The organism is Streptomyces capitiformicae (genome assembly GCF_002214185.1).
GTDB classification, from domain to species: Bacteria; Actinomycetota; Actinomycetes; order Streptomycetales; family Streptomycetaceae; genus Streptomyces; species Streptomyces capitiformicae.
This window is the reverse complement of record NZ_CP022161.1, coordinates 1892774-1910832: the sequence shown is the minus strand read 5'-3', so window position 1 is coordinate 1910832 and position 18059 is coordinate 1892774. Positions and strand designations below refer to the sequence as shown.

Annotated in this window: 19 protein-coding genes; 13 read left to right on the top strand and 6 right to left on the bottom strand. The window is 69.9% G+C overall.

Annotated elements, in window-relative coordinates; translation table 11 throughout:
• Positions 1-189: 189 nt before the first annotated feature.
• Both CES90_RS08480 and CES90_RS08475 read right to left on the bottom strand, forming a co-directional pair.
• Positions 190-1509, bottom strand: a complete 1320-nt coding sequence (locus CES90_RS08480) for a D-arabinono-1,4-lactone oxidase (RefSeq protein ID WP_189780623.1) — start codon at positions 1507-1509, stop codon at positions 190-192.
• The gene (locus tag CES90_RS08475; RefSeq protein WP_189780622.1) at positions 1469-2710 is read right to left on the bottom strand and encodes an MFS transporter; all 1242 of its coding nucleotides are present in this window, start codon (positions 2708-2710) and stop codon (positions 1469-1471) included. Before CES90_RS08475 ends, CES90_RS08480 begins: the two co-directional genes overlap by 41 nt.
• Before the next feature lie 149 nt (positions 2711-2859).
• Here CES90_RS08475 and CES90_RS08470 point away from each other — a divergent pair, with 149 nt between their 5' ends.
• Both CES90_RS08470 and CES90_RS08465 read left to right on the top strand, forming a co-directional pair.
• Positions 2860-3990, top strand: a complete 1131-nt coding sequence (locus CES90_RS08470; protein WP_189780621.1) for a ferrochelatase — start codon at positions 2860-2862, stop codon at positions 3988-3990.
• Positions 3991-3998: 8 nt separating this feature from the next.
• Positions 3999-4817 carry an inositol monophosphatase family protein gene (locus CES90_RS08465; protein ID WP_189780620.1) on the top strand — a complete coding sequence of 273 codons (819 nt, stop codon included), beginning with the start codon at positions 3999-4001 and terminating at the stop codon, positions 4815-4817.
• Positions 4818-4958: 141 nt separating this feature from the next.
• On the opposite strand, the gene CES90_RS08460 is transcribed toward CES90_RS08465, so the two are convergent.
• Positions 4959-5132 carry a hypothetical protein gene (locus CES90_RS08460; protein ID WP_172639148.1) on the bottom strand — a complete coding sequence of 58 codons (174 nt, stop codon included), beginning with the start codon at positions 5130-5132 and terminating at the stop codon, positions 4959-4961.
• Between the two features lie 413 nt (positions 5133-5545).
• On the opposite strand from CES90_RS08460, the gene CES90_RS08455 reads away from it, so the two are divergent.
• The 4 genes from CES90_RS08455 to CES90_RS08440 all read left to right on the top strand — a co-directional run bounded on the left by CES90_RS08455 (position 5546) and on the right by CES90_RS08440 (position 9116).
• A complete protein-coding gene (locus CES90_RS08455) occupies positions 5546-6199 on the top strand; it encodes a response regulator transcription factor (protein WP_045561067.1) in 654 nt (217 codons plus the stop codon).
• Positions 6200-6204: 5 nt separating this feature from the next.
• A complete protein-coding gene (locus CES90_RS08450; protein ID WP_189780619.1) occupies positions 6205-7452 on the top strand; it encodes a sensor histidine kinase in 1248 nt (415 codons plus the stop codon).
• 403 nt (positions 7453-7855) lie between these two features.
• Positions 7856-8152, top strand: a complete 297-nt coding sequence (locus CES90_RS08445; RefSeq protein WP_003997302.1) for a DUF4193 domain-containing protein — start codon at positions 7856-7858, stop codon at positions 8150-8152.
• 13 nt (positions 8153-8165) lie between these two features.
• Entirely contained in the window at positions 8166-9116 is a 951-nt protein-coding gene (locus CES90_RS08440) for a hypothetical protein (protein WP_189780618.1), read from the top strand.
• Between the two features lie 117 nt (positions 9117-9233).
• Here the strand turns inward: CES90_RS08440 and CES90_RS08435 are convergent, their stop codons facing one another.
• Positions 9234-9695, bottom strand: a complete 462-nt coding sequence (locus tag CES90_RS08435; protein WP_189780617.1) for a DUF3093 domain-containing protein — start codon at positions 9693-9695, stop codon at positions 9234-9236.
• Between the two features lie 113 nt (positions 9696-9808).
• On the opposite strand from CES90_RS08435, the gene CES90_RS08430 reads away from it, so the two are divergent.
• The 7 genes from CES90_RS08430 to CES90_RS08400 all read left to right on the top strand — a co-directional run bounded on the left by CES90_RS08430 (position 9809) and on the right by CES90_RS08400 (position 16582).
• The gene (locus CES90_RS08430) at positions 9809-10393 is read left to right on the top strand and encodes a PaaI family thioesterase (RefSeq protein WP_189780616.1); all 585 of its coding nucleotides are present in this window, start codon (positions 9809-9811) and stop codon (positions 10391-10393) included.
• Positions 10390-10926, top strand: a complete 537-nt coding sequence (gene dut / locus CES90_RS08425; RefSeq protein ID WP_189780615.1) for a dUTP diphosphatase — start codon at positions 10390-10392, stop codon at positions 10924-10926. Before CES90_RS08430 ends, dut begins: the two co-directional genes overlap by 4 nt.
• A gap of 1 nt (position 10927) precedes the next feature.
• Positions 10928-11707, top strand: a complete 780-nt coding sequence (locus tag CES90_RS08420; protein WP_149827835.1) for a DUF3710 domain-containing protein — start codon at positions 10928-10930, stop codon at positions 11705-11707.
• Between the two features lie 237 nt (positions 11708-11944).
• On the top strand, positions 11945-14644 hold the full coding sequence (locus CES90_RS08415) for a sensor histidine kinase (RefSeq protein ID WP_229913555.1): 2700 nt from the start codon (positions 11945-11947) through the stop codon (positions 14642-14644).
• Positions 14641-15324: a response regulator gene (locus CES90_RS08410; protein ID WP_189780721.1), complete on the top strand. Its 684-nt coding sequence runs from the start codon at positions 14641-14643 to the stop codon at positions 15322-15324. Before CES90_RS08415 ends, CES90_RS08410 begins: the two co-directional genes overlap by 4 nt.
• 88 nt (positions 15325-15412) lie before the next feature.
• Positions 15413-15811 (top strand): OB-fold nucleic acid binding domain-containing protein, encoded by a 399-nt coding sequence (locus CES90_RS08405; protein ID WP_149827837.1) that lies wholly within the window; start codon positions 15413-15415, stop codon positions 15809-15811.
• A gap of 3 nt (positions 15812-15814) precedes the next feature.
• Positions 15815-16582 (top strand): DUF3159 domain-containing protein, encoded by a 768-nt coding sequence (locus tag CES90_RS08400; protein ID WP_189780614.1) that lies wholly within the window; start codon positions 15815-15817, stop codon positions 16580-16582.
• Positions 16583-16652: 70 nt separating this feature from the next.
• On the opposite strand, the gene CES90_RS08395 is transcribed toward CES90_RS08400, so the two are convergent.
• Positions 16653-17330 carry a potassium channel family protein gene (locus CES90_RS08395; RefSeq protein WP_037700769.1) on the bottom strand — a complete coding sequence of 226 codons (678 nt, stop codon included), beginning with the start codon at positions 17328-17330 and terminating at the stop codon, positions 16653-16655.
• A complete protein-coding gene (locus tag CES90_RS08390) occupies positions 17330-18001 on the bottom strand; it encodes a potassium channel family protein (RefSeq protein ID WP_189780613.1) in 672 nt (223 codons plus the stop codon). Before CES90_RS08390 ends, CES90_RS08395 begins: the two co-directional genes overlap by 1 nt.
• Positions 18002-18059: the final 58 nt, after the last annotated feature.

The window sequence follows — 18059 nt, the reverse complement described above, 5'->3', positions numbered from 1 at the left end:
TCGAAGGCCCCGGACACCCTGGCGGGAGTCCGGACCCAGGGCTCGCAACAGTACTCCATTCGGGCCACTTGCGTGGATCGGCACGCCGCCCAACTTCTCATGGAGGACGGCTATCGGCCGCCGGAATAGACCTTTTCGTGACCGCCGGTGGGGGCGCGCTTCACGCAATCACCAGAACTTCCCGTCCGGCTACGCTCCGAGCACGCGGCGCAAGTAGTCGTTCTGGAAACGGCGTTCGGGGTCGAGCCGGTCACGCAGGGCGGTGAACTCACCGAAGCGGGGATAGACCTTGGAGAAGTAGTCCGTGTCGCGCGTGTGCACCTTGCCCCAGTGCGGCCGCCCCTCGTGCGCCGTGAAGATCCGCTCGGCGGCCGTGAAGTACGCCTGATAGGGCGTCCCCCTGAACATGTGCACGGCGACGTACGCGCTCTCGCGGCCGGAGGCCGTGGACAGGGTGATGTCGTCGGCCGGGGCGGTACGCACCTCCACGGGGAAGCTGACGCGCAGGTTGGAACGGTCGACCATCGCCTTGAGTTCACGCAGCGTGTCCACCACGGCCTCGCGCGGGACGGCGTACTCCATCTCCACGAAACGCACCCGGCGTGGAGACGTGAAGACCTTGTAGGGGATGTCGGTGTAGGTGCGCGCGGACAGCGCGCGACTGGAGATCTGGGCGATCGTCGGGATGGTGGCGGGGACCGCCTGACCGACCCAGTTGGCCACCCGGAAGACGCCGTTGGAGAGGAACTCGTCCTCGAACCAGCTGTTCAGCTGGGGCACGGGCTTCTCGGGGCCCGCGCTGCGGTTGTTGCGCTTGGTGTTGGTGTTGCCGGTGTGCGGGAACCAGTAGAACTCGAAGTGCTCGTTCTCGGCGTGGAGTTCGTCGAACTCGGCCAGCACCTTCTCTAACGGCATCGGCTCCTCGCGCGCCGTGAGCAGGAAGATCGGCTCCACGGCGAAGGTGATCGCCGTGACGATGCCCAGGGCGCCGATGCCGACCCGAGCGGCCGCGAAGACGTCGGGATTCTCGGTCTCGGAACACGTGAGCACCGAACCGTCGGCGGTGACCAGCTCAAGTCCCCTGATCTGAGCGGCGATCGAGGCCGAGTCGCGGCCGGTGCCGTGGGTGCCCGTGCTGATGGCGCCGGAGACCGTCTGCTCCATGATGTCGCCCATGTTGGTGAGGGACAGCCCCTCACGCGCGAGCGCCATGTTGAGCCTCTTGAGCGGAGTGCCCGCACCCACCGTGACGGTCATGGCATCGCGATCGATCTTGCGTATGCCCGCCAGCAGTTGAGGACGGATCACTATGCCGTCGGTCGCGGCGGCAGCCGTGAAGGAGTGTCCGGTACCGACGGCCTTCACCCGGAGGTCGTCCTCGGCGGCCTTCCGTACGGCCGCGGCGAGTTCCTCGACGGTGGCCGGAGTGACCTCCCGTACGGGCCGGGCGGTGACGTTCCCCGCCCAGTTATGCCACGTGCCGCTCTTCCCGATCACTGTGGTGCTCAAGGGACCCTCCCCGCTCCGGTGCCGGCCTGCGCAGCCGGCGGAACCCGAGGAAACCGACCGCGACCGCGACGGCCCCGGACACCGCCGGAACCCCGTACCCGGCCTTCGCCCCGGCTGCGTCGATCACCCAGCCGGACACGGAGGAGCCGAGCGCGACCCCGACCGCGAGTCCGGTGCTCACCCAGGTCATGCCCTCGGTCAGTTGCGCGCGTGGTACGTGCTCTTCGACCAGGGCCATGGTCGTGATCATCGTGGGTGCGATGGACAGGCCGGCGACGAAGAGCGCCACGGCCAGAAACGGCAAGTTTCCGACCAGTAGGAGGGGGATCATACTCACGGCCATGCCACATACGCCCAGCAACCAGCGAAGCTCCGGTGACCCGGTGAAGCGCAACAGCCCGAAGACGATGCCCGCCAGGCAGGAACCGGCCGCGTAGACAGCCAGGACGACGCTCGCGGCGGCCTTGTGGCCCTGTTCCTCGGCGAAGGCCACCGTGACCACGTCGACGGCCCCGAAGATCGCTCCGGTCGCCACGAAGGTGGCCACCAGGACCTGCAGCCCGGGCGAGCGCAGCGCCGAAGGCCCGCGTCCCTGCTGCTCGCGCGGATGCGGCTCCGGCTCGGTGGCGCGCTGGGCGGTCAGCCAGAAGACACCGGCCGCGAGGAAGCAGGCGGCGAGCAGCGGGCCGGCCTCCGGAAACCAGGCCGTCGACAGTCCGATGGAGATGATCGGCCCGAAGATGAAGCAGACCTCGTCCACCACGGACTCGAAGGAGTACGCCGTGTGCAGTTGTGGGGTGCCCCGGTAGAGCGCCGCCCAACGGGCCCGCGTCATCGCCCCGAGGCTCGGTACGCAGCCGATGCCGGCCGAGCAGACGTACAGCACCCAGTCCGGCCACCCGTAGTGCGCGGCGAACAGCAGTCCGGCGGCCGCGGCCAGCGCGAAGAGCGTCGCCGGGCGCAGCACCCGCCGCTGCCCGTACTGGTCCACCAGGCGCGAGATCTGCGGGCCGAGCACGGCGGCGGACAGCGCGATGGTCGCGGACAGCGCGCCGGCCAGGCCGTAGCGCCCGGTGATCTGGGAGATCATCGTGACCACGCCGATGCCCATCATCGACAGCGGCATACGGCCGAGGAGACCCGCGGCGGTGAAGCCCTTGGTGCCTGGGGCGGCGAACAGGGCGGTATAGGGGCTGGGCACGGGGGCTCCGGTCGGTCCGTGAAACGGAGGAACGAGTTCCTCGTAAGGCGTGAATGCGGTCGATACAGCTTACGAGTCAGGTAACCCTAAGCCATCCCCCGCAAGGGCCGGGATCCCGGCTGTCGGTGCCGGGTGGCAGGATCGGAGTCATGCCACACGCGCACGACGCCACCCCCTATGACGCCCTGCTCCTGCTCTCGTTCGGCGGCCCGGAGGGCCCGGACGACGTGGTCCCGTTCCTGGAGAACGTGACGCGGGGGCGCGGCATCCCCAAGGAACGCCTCAAGGAAGTCGGGCAGCACTACTTCCTGTTCGGCGGGGTCAGCCCCATCAACGACCAGAACCGCGCCCTCCTCGACGCCCTGCGCAAGGACTTCGCCGAGCACGGCCTGGACCTGCCGATCTACTGGGGCAACCGCAACTGGGCGCCCTACCTGACCGACACCCTGCGCGAGATGGTCGCCGACGGCCGTCGCCGCATCCTGGTCCTCGCCACCAGCGCGTACGCCTCGTACTCGGGCTGCCGTCAGTACCGCGAGAACCTCGCCGACTCGCTGGCCACCCTGGAGGCCGAGGGGCTGGAGCTGCCGAGGATCGACAAGATCCGGCACTACTTCAACCACCCGGGCTTCCTCGAGCCCATGATCGACGGCGTCGTGGAGTCTCTCGCCGACCTCCCCGAGGACGTCCGGGACGGCGCGCGCATCGCCTTCTGCACGCACTCGATCCCGAACGCCTCGGCGGACACCTCCGGCCCGGTCGAGGACCACGGGGACGGCGGCGCGTATGTCGCGGAGCACCTGGACGTCTCGAAGCTCATCGCCGACGCCGTCCGCGAGCGGACCGGTGTGGAGCACCCCTGGCAGCTCGTCTACCAGTCCCGCTCCGGGGCCCCGCACATCCCGTGGCTGGAGCCGGACATCTGCGACCACTTGGAGGAGCTGCACGAGGCCGGGGCCCCGGCCGTCGTGATGGCGCCCATCGGGTTCGTCTCGGACCACATGGAGGTCCTGTACGACCTCGACACCGAGGCCATGGCCAAGGGCGAGGAACTGGGCCTGCCGCTGCGCCGCTCGGCCACCGTGGGCGCCGACCCGCGGTTCGCCGCCGCCATCCGTGACCTGGTCCTGGAGCGCGCGGCCGTCGAGCGGGGCCAGGAGGATGTCACCCCCTGCGCCCTCGGCGTGCTCGGCGCGAGCCACAACCTGTGCCCGGTCGGCTGCTGCCCGGCCCGTACCCCGCTGCCCGCCGCCGCGGGCGCCGACAGTCCGTACGCGTGAGGAGCGCCGTGACCGACCAGCCGAAGCACCCCGACGGGCTGAAGGCCGAACTGCTGGAGATCGCCCTGGACGCCGCCCACCGCGCGGGAGTCTTCCTGCGCGACGGGCGGCCAGACGACCTCGGCGTGGCCGCCACCAAGTCCAGCGCCGTCGACGTCGTCACCGAGATGGACATCGCCTCCGAGAAGCTGATCACCGGCCTGCTGGCCGAGCGCCGCCCGCACGACGGAGTGCTCGGCGAGGAGGGCGCGAGCGTCGAGGGCACCAGCGGCGTCCAGTGGGTGATCGACCCCATCGACGGCACCGTCAACTACCTGTACGGGCTGCCGAGTTGGGCGGTCTCCATCGCGGTCCGGGTGGACGGCGAGACGGTCGTCGGCGTGGTCCACGCCCCGGTGCGCGGCGAGACCTACCGGGCGGTCCTCGGGGAGGGCGCGTACGTCAATGACCGCCCCGCGCGCGTGCGCCCTGCCCCGGAACTGGGGCTGGCCCTCGTCGGCACCGGCTTCGGCTACCGCGCCGAGCGCCGGGCCAAGCAGGCCGACGTACTGCGCGAGCTGATACCCCAGGTGCGCGACATCCGCCGCGGGGGCTCGGCCGCGATCGACCTGTGCGACGTGGCCGTGGGCCGCCTGGACGCGTACTACGAGCGCGGCCTGAACCCCTGGGACTACGCGGCGGGCGACCTCATCGCCCGGGAAGCGGGCGCGCTGACCGGTGGCCGCCCCACAGAGCCCCTCTCACCCGACCTGACCATCGCGGCCCCACCCGGCCTGTTCGAGGCCCTCCAGGCCCGCCTGGACGAGTTGGGCGCCTGGCACGACTGAGACGGAAACAGCACAAGAGGGCGCCCTGCTGAGAGTGAGCACAGGCAAAGAGCGCCCCGGAGGCGAGCCGAGCCCCAAAAAGGCAGCGGGACCCCGGACTGGATCTGCCGGGGTCCCGCTGTCGTGCGTATGGGCTCTGGATCAGACGCTGTACGCGCCGACCTCCACACCGTGATCGGCGGCGAGGCGGTGCAGGTCGTCGAGCTCGGCCTGCTCCACTTCGACGAGGAAGTCGTCGCCCTCGTCACGAGCCCTGGTCAGGTCGGACTCGGTCGCCCTTATGCGCTGCAGAAGTCCTGCGGTGAATGCGTCCATGCTGCGCCCCCTCGTCCTGGTCGTGGGTCGATGGCACGGGGGTGTGCCGTTCGGAAGGGAACGATCACGTCTCCGTGGATGCCCAGCGCCACCCGGGCTGGGCGGCGACGGTGCCGGACACCCACGCCCGCTCTGCGGAAAGCGGATCGCGTACCGCATGGTGGTGCGGCACAAGCAGAGCGTGATCGCGGGGTGTAAAGCCGTTCCTCCCCCTGGTCTCTCGGACGGAAACCTCAACCGGACGAAAAAATCCGGTATTCCCGGCCGGGCCCCTCCCCTGGCCTCCCCGACGTCGCCTTACAGCCGACTTACGGCTGAAAAAGGCAGGATGGAGGTCACACACCCACGAACACCCTGCCCGTGTGCGCCGCCTTCGGCGCGCTACGCGGGTGGACACAGGAAGGACAAGCGACGTGCGCGTACTCGTCGTCGAGGACGAGCAACTGCTCGCCGATGCGGTGGCCACCGGACTGCGCCGGGAGGCCATGGCCGTCGACGTCGTGTACGACGGTGCGGCCGCCCTGGAGCGCATCGGCGTCAACGACTACGACGTGGTCGTCCTCGACCGCGACCTGCCCCTCGTCCACGGCGACGACGTCTGCCGCAAGCTCGTCGAGCTCGGCCTGCCCACGCGCGTGCTGATGCTCACCGCGTCCGGCGACGTCAGCGACCGCGTCGAGGGCCTGGAGATCGGCGCCGACGACTATCTGCCCAAGCCGTTCGCGTTCAGCGAGCTCATCGCACGCGTGCGTGCCCTCGGCCGACGGACGAGCATGCCGCTGCCGCCGGTCCTGGAGCGCGCCGGCATCAAGCTCGACCCCAACCGCCGCGAGGTCTTCCGCGACGGCAAGGAGGTCCAGCTCGCGCCCAAGGAGTTCGCCGTCCTGGAGGTACTGATGCGCAGCGAGGGCGCCGTCGTCTCGGCGGAGCAGCTCCTGGAGAAGGCCTGGGACGAGAACACCGACCCGTTCACCAACGTCGTGCGCGTGACGGTGATGACGCTGCGCCGCAAGCTCGGCGAGCCGCCGGTCATCGTCACGGTGCCCGGCTCCGGCTACCGGATCTGACCGCCATGGCCGCAACACCCGCACCCCCCGTAGCGCCCCCGAAGCCCACCTGGGACCCGAGGAAGCAGGAGCCGCCGTTCCCCTGGCTGCGCCCGACCATCCGTATACGACTCACGCTGCTGTACGGCGGCATGTTCCTGATCGCCGGGATCCTGCTGCTGTCGATCATCTACCTGCTGGCCGCGCAGGCACTGCACGAGGGCAGCGGCCAGTCCTTCTCGCTGCGCAGCGACACCGGCATCACCATCACCAGTGACACCTGCCCGCAGGTGAACTCGGCGAACAGCTCGGACGAGTTCAACGCGATTCTCAAGGCATGCAGTGAGGCCCAGCGGGCGAAGGCCCTGGACACCCTGCTCAGCCGCTCGCTGCTGGCCCTGCTGGGGCTCGCCGTGATCGCGTTCGCCTTCGGCTACGCGATGGCGGGCCGGGTGCTCGCACCGCTCGGCCGGATCACCCGCACCGCGCGCGCGGTGGCCGGCTCGGACCTGTCCCGCCGTATCGAGCTGGACGGTCCGGACGACGAGCTGAAGGAGCTGGCGGACACCTTCGACGACATGCTGGAGCGACTCCAGCGGGCCTTCACGGCCCAGCAGCGGTTCGTCGGGAACGCCTCGCACGAGCTGAGAACACCGCTCGCGATCAACCGCACGCTCCTGGAAGTGCATCTGTCCGATCCGAACGCGCCCGCGGAACTGCAGCAGCTCGGCAAGACGCTGCTGGCCACCAACGAGCGCAGCGAGCAACTCGTCGAGGGGCTGCTGCTGCTCGCCCGCAGCGACAACCAGATCGTCGAGCGCAAGCCCGTGGACCTGGCCGAGGTCGCCTCCCAGGCCATCGACCAGGTGCGGTCCGAGGCGGACGCCAAGAAGGTGGAGATCCGTGGCGAGCGGGCCCCGGCGGTCGTCCAGGGCAACGGCGTCCTGCTGGAGCGGATCGCGCTGAACCTCGTCCAGAACGCCGTCCGGTACAACGTGCAGGGCGTGGGTGGCTGGGTAGAGGTCACCACAGAACTCCAGCACGGTCAGGCGGTCCTGGTGGTCACGAACACCGGGCCCGTGGTGCCGGCCTACGAGATCGACAACCTCTTCGAGCCGTTCCGGCGGCTGCGTACGGAGCGCACGGGCAGCGACAAGGGCGTGGGTCTCGGCCTGTCGATCGTCCGGTCCGTGGCCCGCGCGCACGGCGGCCATATCGCCGCCCAGCCGCGTGAGGGAGGCGGTCTCGTGATGCGAGTGACCCTGCCGGTCTGAGAAAATGGCTTCCGGTCCCGGTCGTGTTCGCTTTGCGCGGAATTTTCCGGAGGCCTGAACGAAACGGTCGCGCGCGATCAATGTGTGATCGATCACATAGGCGATTTTCCAGCCATCTACTGAGCGTGATCATGTCCCTGTCGGAAAGCCGGGAAAATGCGGGTTTTCGGGGGTTGAGATCACGGGAAGTACATGCTGAGGCGCCTTTGATATGCAGCCTCAGGACCGTGTACGGTCCCGTTCGCCATCCAAGCCGATCACTCTTGAGGGGTCCGGTTGGGTGTCGATTGAGTAACAGACCTTGATGTGAGGCAAAATCTCCGCCTCAGGTCGGGCACAAGTCCGGCCTCTCACGCGTTACGTGCGCTGGAGACACCGCAGACACCCAGAGGGGGAGAGCGACATGGCAACGGATTACGACACCCCACGCAAGACCGACGACGACGTCGACTCGGACAGCCTGGAAGAACTCAAGGCTCGCCGGAACGACAAGTCGACCTCCTCGGTGGACGTCGACGAGTTCGAGGCCGCCGAGGGCTTGGAACTGCCCGGCGCGGACCTCTCGAACGAGGAGCTGGCCGTCCGTGTGCTGCCCAAGCAGCAGGACGAGTTCACATGCATGAGTTGCTTCCTCGTGCACCACCGCAGTCAGCTGGCCCGCGAGAAGAACGGTCAGCCGATCTGCCGCGACTGCGACTGAGGCAGGGTCGGCCGTGACAGGCTCGACCCCTCCTTGGAAGCGCCGCTTCCGCAAGGGGGCGGACCAGGAGCCGTATGACGGCTCCGACGGCGTGCGTGACGACGAGCGGGGCTCCTCCGACCAGGGAGCGGCCTCGCTCGAACGTGCGTCTGGCACGGCGTCGGGGGGCGCCACGGACGAGCGGGAACGCCTGCTCGTACCGATGGAGACTCCGGCGCCGGTCGCCCGACGGCGCACGGCCGTCGTCCGGGACGGCATCAAGGAGGGCCTGAAGACCGGGGCCCGCAAGAGCGGTGACCGGGCGCGGGCGGGGCTCTCCTACCTCACCGACCGGATCATCGAGATGGCCCCGAGGATCCCCGTACGGGACCTTGCGACCTTGCGTGCCCAGTTCCCGGGCCTTGGGCCCGAGCAGATCGCCGACAAGCTCGTCGCGGGGGCCGCGAACGCGACCTCCACGGTGGGCGCGGGCGTCGGGGCCGCCGCGATGCTGCCTACGCCGCCCGCCATGCCCGCGGAGCTGGCCGCCGAGATCACCGGGGTCGCCGCGATCGAGCTGAAGCTCATCGCCGAGCTGCACGAGGTGTACGGGACGCGGCCGCCCGGGAATCTATGGCAGCGCAGTACCGCCTATCTGGACTCGTGGTCCGGTGAGCGCGGGATCGATGTGACCAAGCCGACCACGATCAACGCGGCGCTCGGCGGGCAGATGAAGCGGCAGCTGCGGCAGTCGATCATGAAGCGGATGGCGCGGAATCTGCCGAACCTGATGCCGTTCCTGATCGGAGCCGCGGTCGGGGCGGTCATGAACCGCCGTGACACCAAGCACCTCGCCGAGCGGATTCGGAAGGACCTGCGGCGGACTCAGGTGCCGTGGGAGGCGCTGCCTGAGTTGCCGCCGTTGGAGAAACCGGTGGACCCGCTGCGGGTGGGAGAGCTGCCGAAGGAGCTCGGCGAAGGCTGACCGGAAGATGCCGGGCTCCCCCGTTTTATCGGTCAATTGCGGCGGAAAAGGAAATCGGCTGATCGCCGGTAAGAGTCGGGCGAGAAAACCAAGCCGCGGGCCGGGTGACGAGTGGCGCTACGCCTTCGTTTTGGCCGACTCCAGGGCCGCCGCCAAGCGCTCCGGTTCCCTGGTCGACAGGTACACGTAGGGCGTGGGGTCGGACGGGTCGGTGACGGGGATGCGCAGCGCGGTGGGGATGTAGGCGCGGAGGAGCATGAAGGCGTGGGGGTTGGCCTTGTGGGTGCGCCAGGCCCGCGCTTCCTCGGGGTTCAGGATTTCCGGGGTGCCCAGGGCGCTCACCGGGATCTTCGCCTCGCCGGCGATCAGGGCGTCGCCGACCACGCGGATGCGGATGGCACCGTAGGAGCTGGTCACGACCGCCGCGGCCGCGGTGCCGCCGACCAGGCCGCCCAGCAGCGGGAGCGTGCCGAAGGGCAGCAGGATCAGGGCCATGGAGACCCCGGTCAGAAAGCAGACGAGCCACCAGGTGCGGGGAGCGGTGAGGCGTTCTTCGTACGCCGAGGCGGAGAGCTGCATGGCGTCAAGCTTGGCACGCGGACCGTCCGCCCCCGAAAGTAGGGGCGCCCGAGGGGAAACCCTGTCCGGAGGGACGATGGCCGGACGCTGACGGACGGGTAAGGTCTGCGGCTGTGAGAGGTACTTCCGCGGCCCTGCAACCCCCGGCGGATGCCACGGCGCCCGTACGGCACCCCGAGGCACCCGCCCCCGGTGAGTTGCTCGGCGCGCACTACGGGCAGTGTTTCGGCTGCGGTGGCGAGCAACCCCACGGGCTGCATCTGGAGGCCCGGGCCGGTGAGGGGGTGTCCCTCACCGCCGAGTTCACGGTGAAAATCGCGCACCAGGGGGCGCCCGGTCTGGCGCACGGCGGGATACTGGCCAGCGCCCTCGACGAGGCCCTCGGCTCGCTCAACTGGCTGCTGCGCACCATCGCGGTGACCGGACGGCTGGAGACCGACTTCGTGCGGCCCGTGCCCGTCGACGCCGTGCTGCATCTCCAGGCCGAGGTGACTGCGGTGGCCGGGCGGAAGATCTACGCGACCGCCACCGGACGCATCGGCGGCCCCGACGGGCCGCTCGCCGTCCGCGCCGACGCGCTCTTCATCGAAGTCAAAGTTGACCACTTCATCGACCACGGCCGCCAGGAGGAGATCCAGGCGGCCATGGACGACCCGGACCAGTTCCGGCGGGCTCGTGCCTTCGAGGTGAACCCGTGAGCAGCAGCAGTAGCAGCAGTGGTCGTAGGCCTGTCGATGTGCTGATCAGGCGCATCGACCCGGATGTTCCGCTGCCGGGTTACGCGCATCCCGGTGACGCGGGCGCCGATCTGCGCACCACCGAGAGCCGTGAACTGAAGCCGGGCGAGCGGGCCGTTCTGCCCACGGGGGTGTCCATCGCGCTCCCGGAGGGGTACGCGGCCTTCGTGCACCCTCGTTCCGGTCTCGCCGCCCGCTGCGGTGTCGCCCTGGTGAATGCCCCAGGGACGGTTGATGCCGGGTACCGTGGGGAGATCAAGGTGATCGTGGTGAACCTCGACCCGCATGAACCCGTGCGGTTCGAGCGCTTCGACCGGATTGCCCAACTGGTCGTTCAGCAGGTCGAGAAGGTTCGCTTCCAGGAGGTGGCGGAGCTTCCCGACTCGGCGCGGGCCGAGGGGGGCTTCGGGTCCACCGGCGGTCATGCCGCCGTGGGCGGCAAAACGGGTGGGAATCGATACGCTTCGGTCGTATCCGACCGGGAAGGACAGTGACGTGTTCGGACGTCGCAAGAAGAAGGGTTCCGCTGAGGACGCGGCGGACGCGGCGAGCGAGGCCGAGCAGGTCGACGGCGTAGCCGGAGAAGTCGACACTGAGGCGGACGAGGTCGAGCGCGAGCGCGTGCGGCTCGAGCCCGAGCCGCGGCCCGACGGGCCGTGGGACAGCTCCGAGGTGCGCGAGCCCGGCGAGGGCCGCGTGGACCTGGGCGGCATCTTCGTGCCCGGGGTCGACGGCATGGAGCTGCGGGTCGAGGTCGCGGGCGACGCGATCGTCGCGGCGACCGTCGTACTGCGCGACAGCGCGGTCCAGCTGCAGGCATTCGCCGCGCCCAAGCGTGAGGGCATCTGGGGCGAAGTGCGCGAGGAGATCGCCAGCGGCATCACCCAGCAGGGCGGTGTCATCGACGAGGTCGAGGGCCCGCTGGGCTGGGAGCTCCGTGCCCAGGTGCCGGTGCAGCTGCCGGACGGCACGGGTGGCTTCCAGGTCGTCCGGTTCGTCGGCGTGGACGGGCCGCGCTGGTTCCTGCGCGGTGTGATCTCCGGCCGGGGCGCGGTCGAGCCGCAGACGGCCGGGTTGCTGGAGCAGATCTTCCGGGACACGGTCGTCGTCCGCGGCGACGGTCCCATGGCTCCGCGCGACCCCATCGTCCTGAAGCTGCCGAACGACGCCCAGATGGTCCCCGAGGGCGTCCAGCAGGAGGAGCAGAGCGGTTCCCGCTTCTCCGGCGGGATGGGACAGCTGCAGCGGGGGCCGGAGATCACCGAGGTCCGGTAGCCGTTCGTACGCAACTGCCGGTAGCCGTTCGTACGCAACTGATGGGCCGTACCCCTGAGGGTGCGGCCCATTGTCGTGCTCGCGGTCCGATGGGCGGCAGCGGGCGCCGGGCCGGGCATCACGGGCATCAGGGTTCCGTCAAAGACGGCTTCCGGCCCGCTCCCCGTCCCCTTTGCCGTGATTATTGGCCGTAAGGTCGACGCTGCTTAGGCAGCGGTCACGAGAAGACATGGGGCCATGGGACGCGGGAAGCTTCGGATATACCTCGGTGCGGCACCGGGCGTCGGCAAGACGTACGCGATGCTCTCCGAGGCGCACCGCAGGGTCGAGCGGGGCACCGACTGCGTCGTGGCCCTCGTCGAACACCATGGCCGGCCCCGCACCGAGGTGATGCTGCACGGCCTGGAGCAGATCCCGCGCCGGGAGCTGGAGTACCGGGACGCGGTGTTCACCGAGATGGATGTGGACGCCGTGCTGGACCGGCGGCCGAAGGTGGCTCTCGTGGACGAGCTGGCGCACACCAACGTCCCAGGATCCCGCAACGACAAGCGCTGGCAGGACGTCGAAGAGCTGCTCGTGGCCGGGACCGATGTCGTGTCCACCGTCAACATCCAGCATCTGGAGTCGCTGGGGGACGTCGTCGAGTCGATCACCGGCGTACGGCAGCGCGAGACCGTGCCCGACGAGGTGGTGCGCCGGGCCGACCAGATAGAGCTGGTCGACATGTCGCCGCAGGCGCTGCGGCGGCGGATGGCGCACGGCAACATCTACAAGCCGGACAAGGTCGACGCCGCGCTGTCGAACTACTTCCGGCCCGGGAACCTGACCGCGCTGCGGGAGCTGGCGCTGCTGTGGGTGGCCGACCGGGTCGACGAGTATCTGAACGAGTACCGCAGCGAGCACCAGGTGTTGAGGATCTGGGGCTCGCGCGAGCGCATCGTGGTGGGGCTGACCGGCGGGGTCGAGGGGCGGACCCTGATCCGACGGGCCGCCCGGCTGGCCGAGAAGGGCGCGGGCGGCGAGGTCATGGCCGTCTACATCGCCGGCAGCGACGGCCTGACCTCCGCCTCGCCCAAGGAGCTCGTCGTCCAGCGCACCCTCGTCGAGGACCTCGGCGGCACCTTCCACCACGTCGTCGGCGACGACATCCCGGCCGCGCTGCTGGCCTTCGCCCGCGGCGTCAACGCCACGCAGATAGTGCTGGGCGTCTCGCGGCGCAAGAGCTGGCAGTACGTGTTCGGACCGGGCGTCGGGGCCACCGTGGCGCGGGACTCCGGCCCCGATCTGGACGTCCACCTGATCACGCACGACGAGGTCGGCAAGGGACGCGGGCTGCCGGTCACCCGCGGCGCGCGGCTCGGCCGGGCCCGGATGATCTGGGGCTGGCTCGTCGGGGTGGCCGGGCCGCTGCTGTTGGCGTTGCTGCTGACCAACGTCGCGGCCGACCTCGGCCTCGCCAACGACATGCTGCTGTTCCTGTCGGTGACGGTGGCCGCGGCCCTGTTGGGCGGTCTGCTGCCCGCGCTCGCCGCCGCGCTGCTGGGCTCACTGCTGCTCAACTGGTTCTTCACCCCGCCCGTCCACACCCTGACGATCGCCGACCCGAAGAACATCGTCGCCATCGCGGTCTTCATAGGGGTCGCGGTGGCGGTGGCCTCCGTGGTGGACCTCGCGGCCCGCCGTACGCAGCAGGCGGCCCGGCTGCGCGCCGAGTCGGAGATCCTGTCCTTCCTCGCGGGCAGCGTGCTGCGGGGCGAGACGAGTCTGGAGGCGCTCCTCGAACGGGTCCGGGAGACCTTCGGCATGGAGTCGGTGGCCCTGCTGGAGCGCGAGAGCGACGTGGACCCATGGACGTGCGCGGGCAGCGTGGGCCCCCGGCAGGTGGTGGACCGCCCGGAGGACGCGGACGTGGACATGCCGGTCGGCGATCACATGGCGCTCGCCATGACCGGGCGCGTGCTGCCCGCCGAGGATCGCCGGGTGCTGGCCGCGTTCGCCGCTCAGGCTGCCGTCGTACTGGACCGCCAGCGCCTGCAGCACGAGGCCGGCCAGGCCAAGGAGCTGGCCGGGGGCAACCGCATCCGCACCGCGCTGCTCGCCGCCGTCAGCCACGATCTGCGCACCCCGCTGGCCGGGATCAAGGCCGCCGTGTCGTCCCTGCGCTCCGACGACGTCGCCTGGTCGGAGGAGGACCAGGCCGAGCTGCTTCAAGGCATCGAGGAGGGCGCCGACCGGCTCGACCACCTCGTGGGCAACCTCCTCGACATGTCCCGCCTCCAGACCGGCACCGTCACCACGCTGATCCGCGAGATCGACCTCGACGAGGTGGTGCCGATGGCTCTCGGCGGCGTACCCGAGGACGGCGTGGTGCTGGAGATCCCCGAGAGCCTGCCCATGGTCGCCGTCGACCCCGGGCTGCTGGAGCGCTCGGTGGCCAACGTCGTGGAGAACGCCGTCAAGTACAGCCCGCCCGGCTCGGCAGGCCCATCCGTCTTCGTATCCGCCAGCGCGGTCGGCGACCGCGTCGAGGTCCGCGTCACCGACCGCGGCCCCGGCGTCCCCGACCAGGCCAAGGAACACATCTTCGAGCCCTTCCAGCGCTACGGCGACGCCCCGCGCGGGGCCGGCGTAGGCCTGGGCCTCGCGGTGGCCCGGGGCTTCGCCGAGGCCATGGGCGGCACGCTCGACGCCGAGGACACCCCCGGCGGAGGCCTCACCATGGTCCTCACGGTGCGGGCCGCGAGGACCAGTGCGGAGAGCGGCTCGGACGGCTGCTCCGGGATGGTCGGGTCGGGATCGCGTGCCGTGGTGGGAACAGCCGGGGCAGGGAAGTCATTCACCGCAGTGGAGTCGGCCGTAGCCGCGGAATCGGCCGCCGCGACGGACGCGGGCGCGTCGGAAGGCGCGGCCGCATGGGCAGAGAGGCGAACCACATGACCCGGGTGCTCGTGGTCGACGACGAACCGCAGATCGTACGCGCGCTCGTGATCAACCTGAAGGCGCGCCAGTACGAGGTCGACGCGGCCCACGACGGCGCCACCGCCCTCCGGCTCGCCGCATCCCGCCACCCCGATGTCGTCGTCCTCGACCTCGGGCTGCCCGACATGGACGGCGTCGAGGTGATCAAAGGGCTGCGCGGCTGGACACGGATACCGATCCTCGTCCTGTCGGCCCGGCACTCCTCCGACGAGAAGGTCGAGGCCCTGGACGCGGGCGCCGACGACTACGTCACCAAGCCCTTCGGCATGGACGAACTGCTGGCCCGGCTGCGCGCCGCCGTCCGCCGCGCCGAGCCCGTCGGGGGCGACGAGGCCGACGTGATCGTGGAAACCGACGACTTCACCGTGGACCTGGCCGCGAAGAAGGTGAACCGCGGCGGCAAGGACGTACGGCTGACCCCCACGGAGTGGCACCTGCTGGAGGTCCTCGTACGCAACACCGGACGCCTTGTCGGCCAGAAGCAGCTGCTCCAGGAGGTCTGGGGGCCGTCGTACGGGACCGAGACGAACTACCTCCGGGTCTACATGGCCCAGCTGCGCCGCAAGTTGGAGGGTGACCCGTCGCGTCCGCGGCACTTCATCACCGAGGCGGGGATGGGGTACCGGTTCGAGAAGTGAGCGTTCAAGAAGTGAGCGTTCGAGAAGTGAGCGGTCGTCGGTGCACGGGGGTGCGGCACTGTCGGCGAGCCCCGGTAGGCTTTTTGCCATGAGTGCTGTTCCTCGTTCCGAGAAGCCGGCGGGCCGGTTCCGGCGCATGCTCGACCGGCTCTCCTCGTCCCAGACGGACCTGGAGTCCGAGGAGCTGCGCGAGGACGCGGACACCGCGGGTTGTACGCGCATCTGTGACTGTCACGACCGACAGATAGTGACGGTTACTGGTACCTTGCGCACGGTCACGCTGCGCCCGAGGGCCGGTGTCCCGGCCCTGGAGGCCGAGCTGTTCGACGGTTCGGCCGCTCTGGACGTGGTGTGGCTCGGCAGGCGCTCCATCGTCGGCATAGAGCCGGGGCGCAAGCTGATCGCATCCGGTCGGATCTCGATGAGCCGGGGCCGTAGGGTGCTCTTCAACCCGAAGTACGAACTCAGACCGCTCGGACGGGAGTAGCCGGTGACGTCGCTCGACAAGCCGACGGAAGACGCCCAGCGCGACGTCCAGGACGCCCAGGGTGTCCAGGACGGTCCGCACGACTCCAAGGCGGTGACCGAGGCGGCCCTGTTCGAGGCGTTCGGTGGCTTGCGCGGCATGGTCGAGACCGTGCTGCCGGGTCTGCTCTTCGTCACGATCTACACGATCAACAAGGATCTGCACTCGGCGGCCATCGCGGCCCTCGGCGTCTCCATCCTGCTGGTCGTGGTGCGGCTCGTCATGAAGGACACCGTCAAGCACGCCTTCAGCGGTGTCTTCGGGGTCGCCTTCGGTGTGGTCTTCGCGATGATGACGGGCAACGCGAAGGACTTCTATCTGCCGGGCATGCTGTACACGCTGGGCCTCGGGCTCGCGTACATCATCACGACGGTCGCGGGAGTGCCGCTGATCGGGCTGATGCTCGGCCCGGTCTTCAAGGAGAACCTCTCCTGGCGCACCCGTAACCCGGGTCGCAAGAAGGCGTACGCGAAGGCGAGTTACGCCTGGGGGCTGATTCTGCTCACCAAGTGCGCGATCCTCTTCCCGCTGTACTGGTGGGCCGACACCGAGCAGCTCGGCTGGGTGCTCGTCGCGCTGAAGATTCCGCCGTTCCTGCTCGCGGTGTGGTTGACGTGGGTCTTCCTGGCGAAGGCGCCGGCGCCGATCGATGTCTTCGCGGAGATGGAGGCCGAGGAGCGGGCGGAGAAGGAGCGGAAGGCCGCGGAGCGGGCGGCTGCCGCCGGGGAGTGAGTTTCGCCCCGCGATTTTCAGGGGCGCCCGGAGATCTCCGGGCGCCCCTGTCGTATGTCGCTCTCCCGCGTCAGCTCGTCGCGTCCTCGCGTCGCACCGACAGCAGGTCCTCCAGCTGTTCCTCTCGGGCCTGCGCGGCCACGAACAGCAGCTCGTCGCCCGCTTCCAGGGAGTCGTCCGGGGTGGGGGTGAGGACGCGGGTACCCCGGATGATGGTGACCAGGGACGTGTCCTCCGGCCACTCCACCTCGCCGACCTGGGTGCCGGCCAGCGCCGACTCCGGGGGCAGGGTCAGCTCCACCAGGTTCGCGTCGCCGTGGCTGAAGCGGAGGAGCCGGACCAGGTCACCGACGCTCACGGCCTCTTCCACCAGGGCCGACATCAGGCGGGGGGTCGATACGGCGACGTCCACACCCCAGGACTCGTTGAACAGCCACTCGTTCTTGGGGTTGTTGACGCGGGCGACGACGCGCGGGACGCCGTACTCCGTCTTCGCGAGCAGCGATACGACCAGGTTGACCTTGTCGTCGCCGGTCGCGGCGATCACCACGTTGCAGCGCTGCAGCGCGGCCTCGTCCAGCGAGGTGATCTCGCAGGCGTCGGCCAGCAGCCACTCCGCCTGGGGGACGCGCTCGACCGAGATGGCGGTCGGCGCCTTGTCGACGAGAAGGACCTCGTGGCCGTTCTCCAGCAGTTCGCCCGCGATCGAGCGACCGACCGCGCCGGCTCCGGCGATGGCGACCCTCATCAGTGACCGCCCTCCTCGTCGGGGCCCTCGGCGAAGGAGGCCTCGACCTTCTCCACGTCGTCCGTACGCATCATCACGTGCACCAGGTCGCCCTCCTGGAGCACCGTCTGGGAGGAGGGCAGCATGGCCTCGCCCAGACGGGTGAGGAAGGCGACGCGGACGCCGGTCTCCTCCTGCAACTTGCTGATCTTGTGGCCCACCCAGGCCGAGGACGCGTGCACCTCGGCGAGCTGGACGCCGCCGGTGGGGTCGCGCCACAGCGGCTCGCTCCCGGAGGGCAGCAGCCGGCGGAGCATCTGGTCGGCGGTCCAGCGGACCGTGGCGACCGTGGGGATGCCCAGACGCTGGTAGACCTCGGCGCGGCGGGGGTCGTAGATCCTCGCCGCCACGTTCTCGATGCCGAACATCTCGCGGGCGACGCGGGCGGCGATGATGTTCGAGTTGTCACCACTGGAGACGGCGGCGAACGCGCCCGCCTCCTCGATGCCCGCCTCGCGCAGCGTGTCGCGGTCGAAGCCGACGCCGGTGACGCGACGGCCGCCGAATCCCGAGCCCAGACGACGGAAGGCCGTGGGGTCCTGGTCGATCACGGCGACCGTGTGCCCCTGTTGCTCCAGGGTCTGGGCGAGGGTGGATCCCACTCGCCCGCAGCCCATGATGACGATGTGCACGACCGTCCTTCCGGTGTCGATAGCTGTTGTTCAGCCGAAACGCCAAAGCGCCGAAGCG

What these genes read in the sequence shown, in the direction of transcription:
- CES90_RS08395 (WP_037700769.1), bottom strand. Translation starts at nt 17,330, where the DNA reads ATGAGGGTCGCCATCGCCGGAGCCGGCGCGGTCGGTCGCTCGATCGCG.
- CES90_RS08415 (WP_229913555.1), top strand. Translation starts at nt 11,945, where the DNA reads ATGGGACGCGGGAAGCTTCGGATATACCTCGGTGCGGCACCGGGCGTC.
- CES90_RS08405 (WP_149827837.1), top strand. Translation starts at nt 15,413, where the DNA reads ATGAGTGCTGTTCCTCGTTCCGAGAAGCCGGCGGGCCGGTTCCGGCGC.
- CES90_RS08470 (WP_189780621.1), top strand. Translation starts at nt 2,860, where the DNA reads ATGCCACACGCGCACGACGCCACCCCCTATGACGCCCTGCTCCTGCTC.
- CES90_RS08460 (WP_172639148.1), bottom strand. Translation starts at nt 5,132, where the DNA reads ATGGACGCATTCACCGCAGGACTTCTGCAGCGCATAAGGGCGACCGAG.
- CES90_RS08410 (WP_189780721.1), top strand. Translation starts at nt 14,641, where the DNA reads ATGACCCGGGTGCTCGTGGTCGACGACGAACCGCAGATCGTACGCGCG.
- CES90_RS08435 (WP_189780617.1), bottom strand. Translation starts at nt 9,695, where the DNA reads ATGCAGCTCTCCGCCTCGGCGTACGAAGAACGCCTCACCGCTCCCCGC.
- CES90_RS08445 (WP_003997302.1), top strand. Translation starts at nt 7,856, where the DNA reads ATGGCAACGGATTACGACACCCCACGCAAGACCGACGACGACGTCGAC.
- CES90_RS08450 (WP_189780619.1), top strand. Translation starts at nt 6,205, where the DNA reads ATGGCCGCAACACCCGCACCCCCCGTAGCGCCCCCGAAGCCCACCTGG.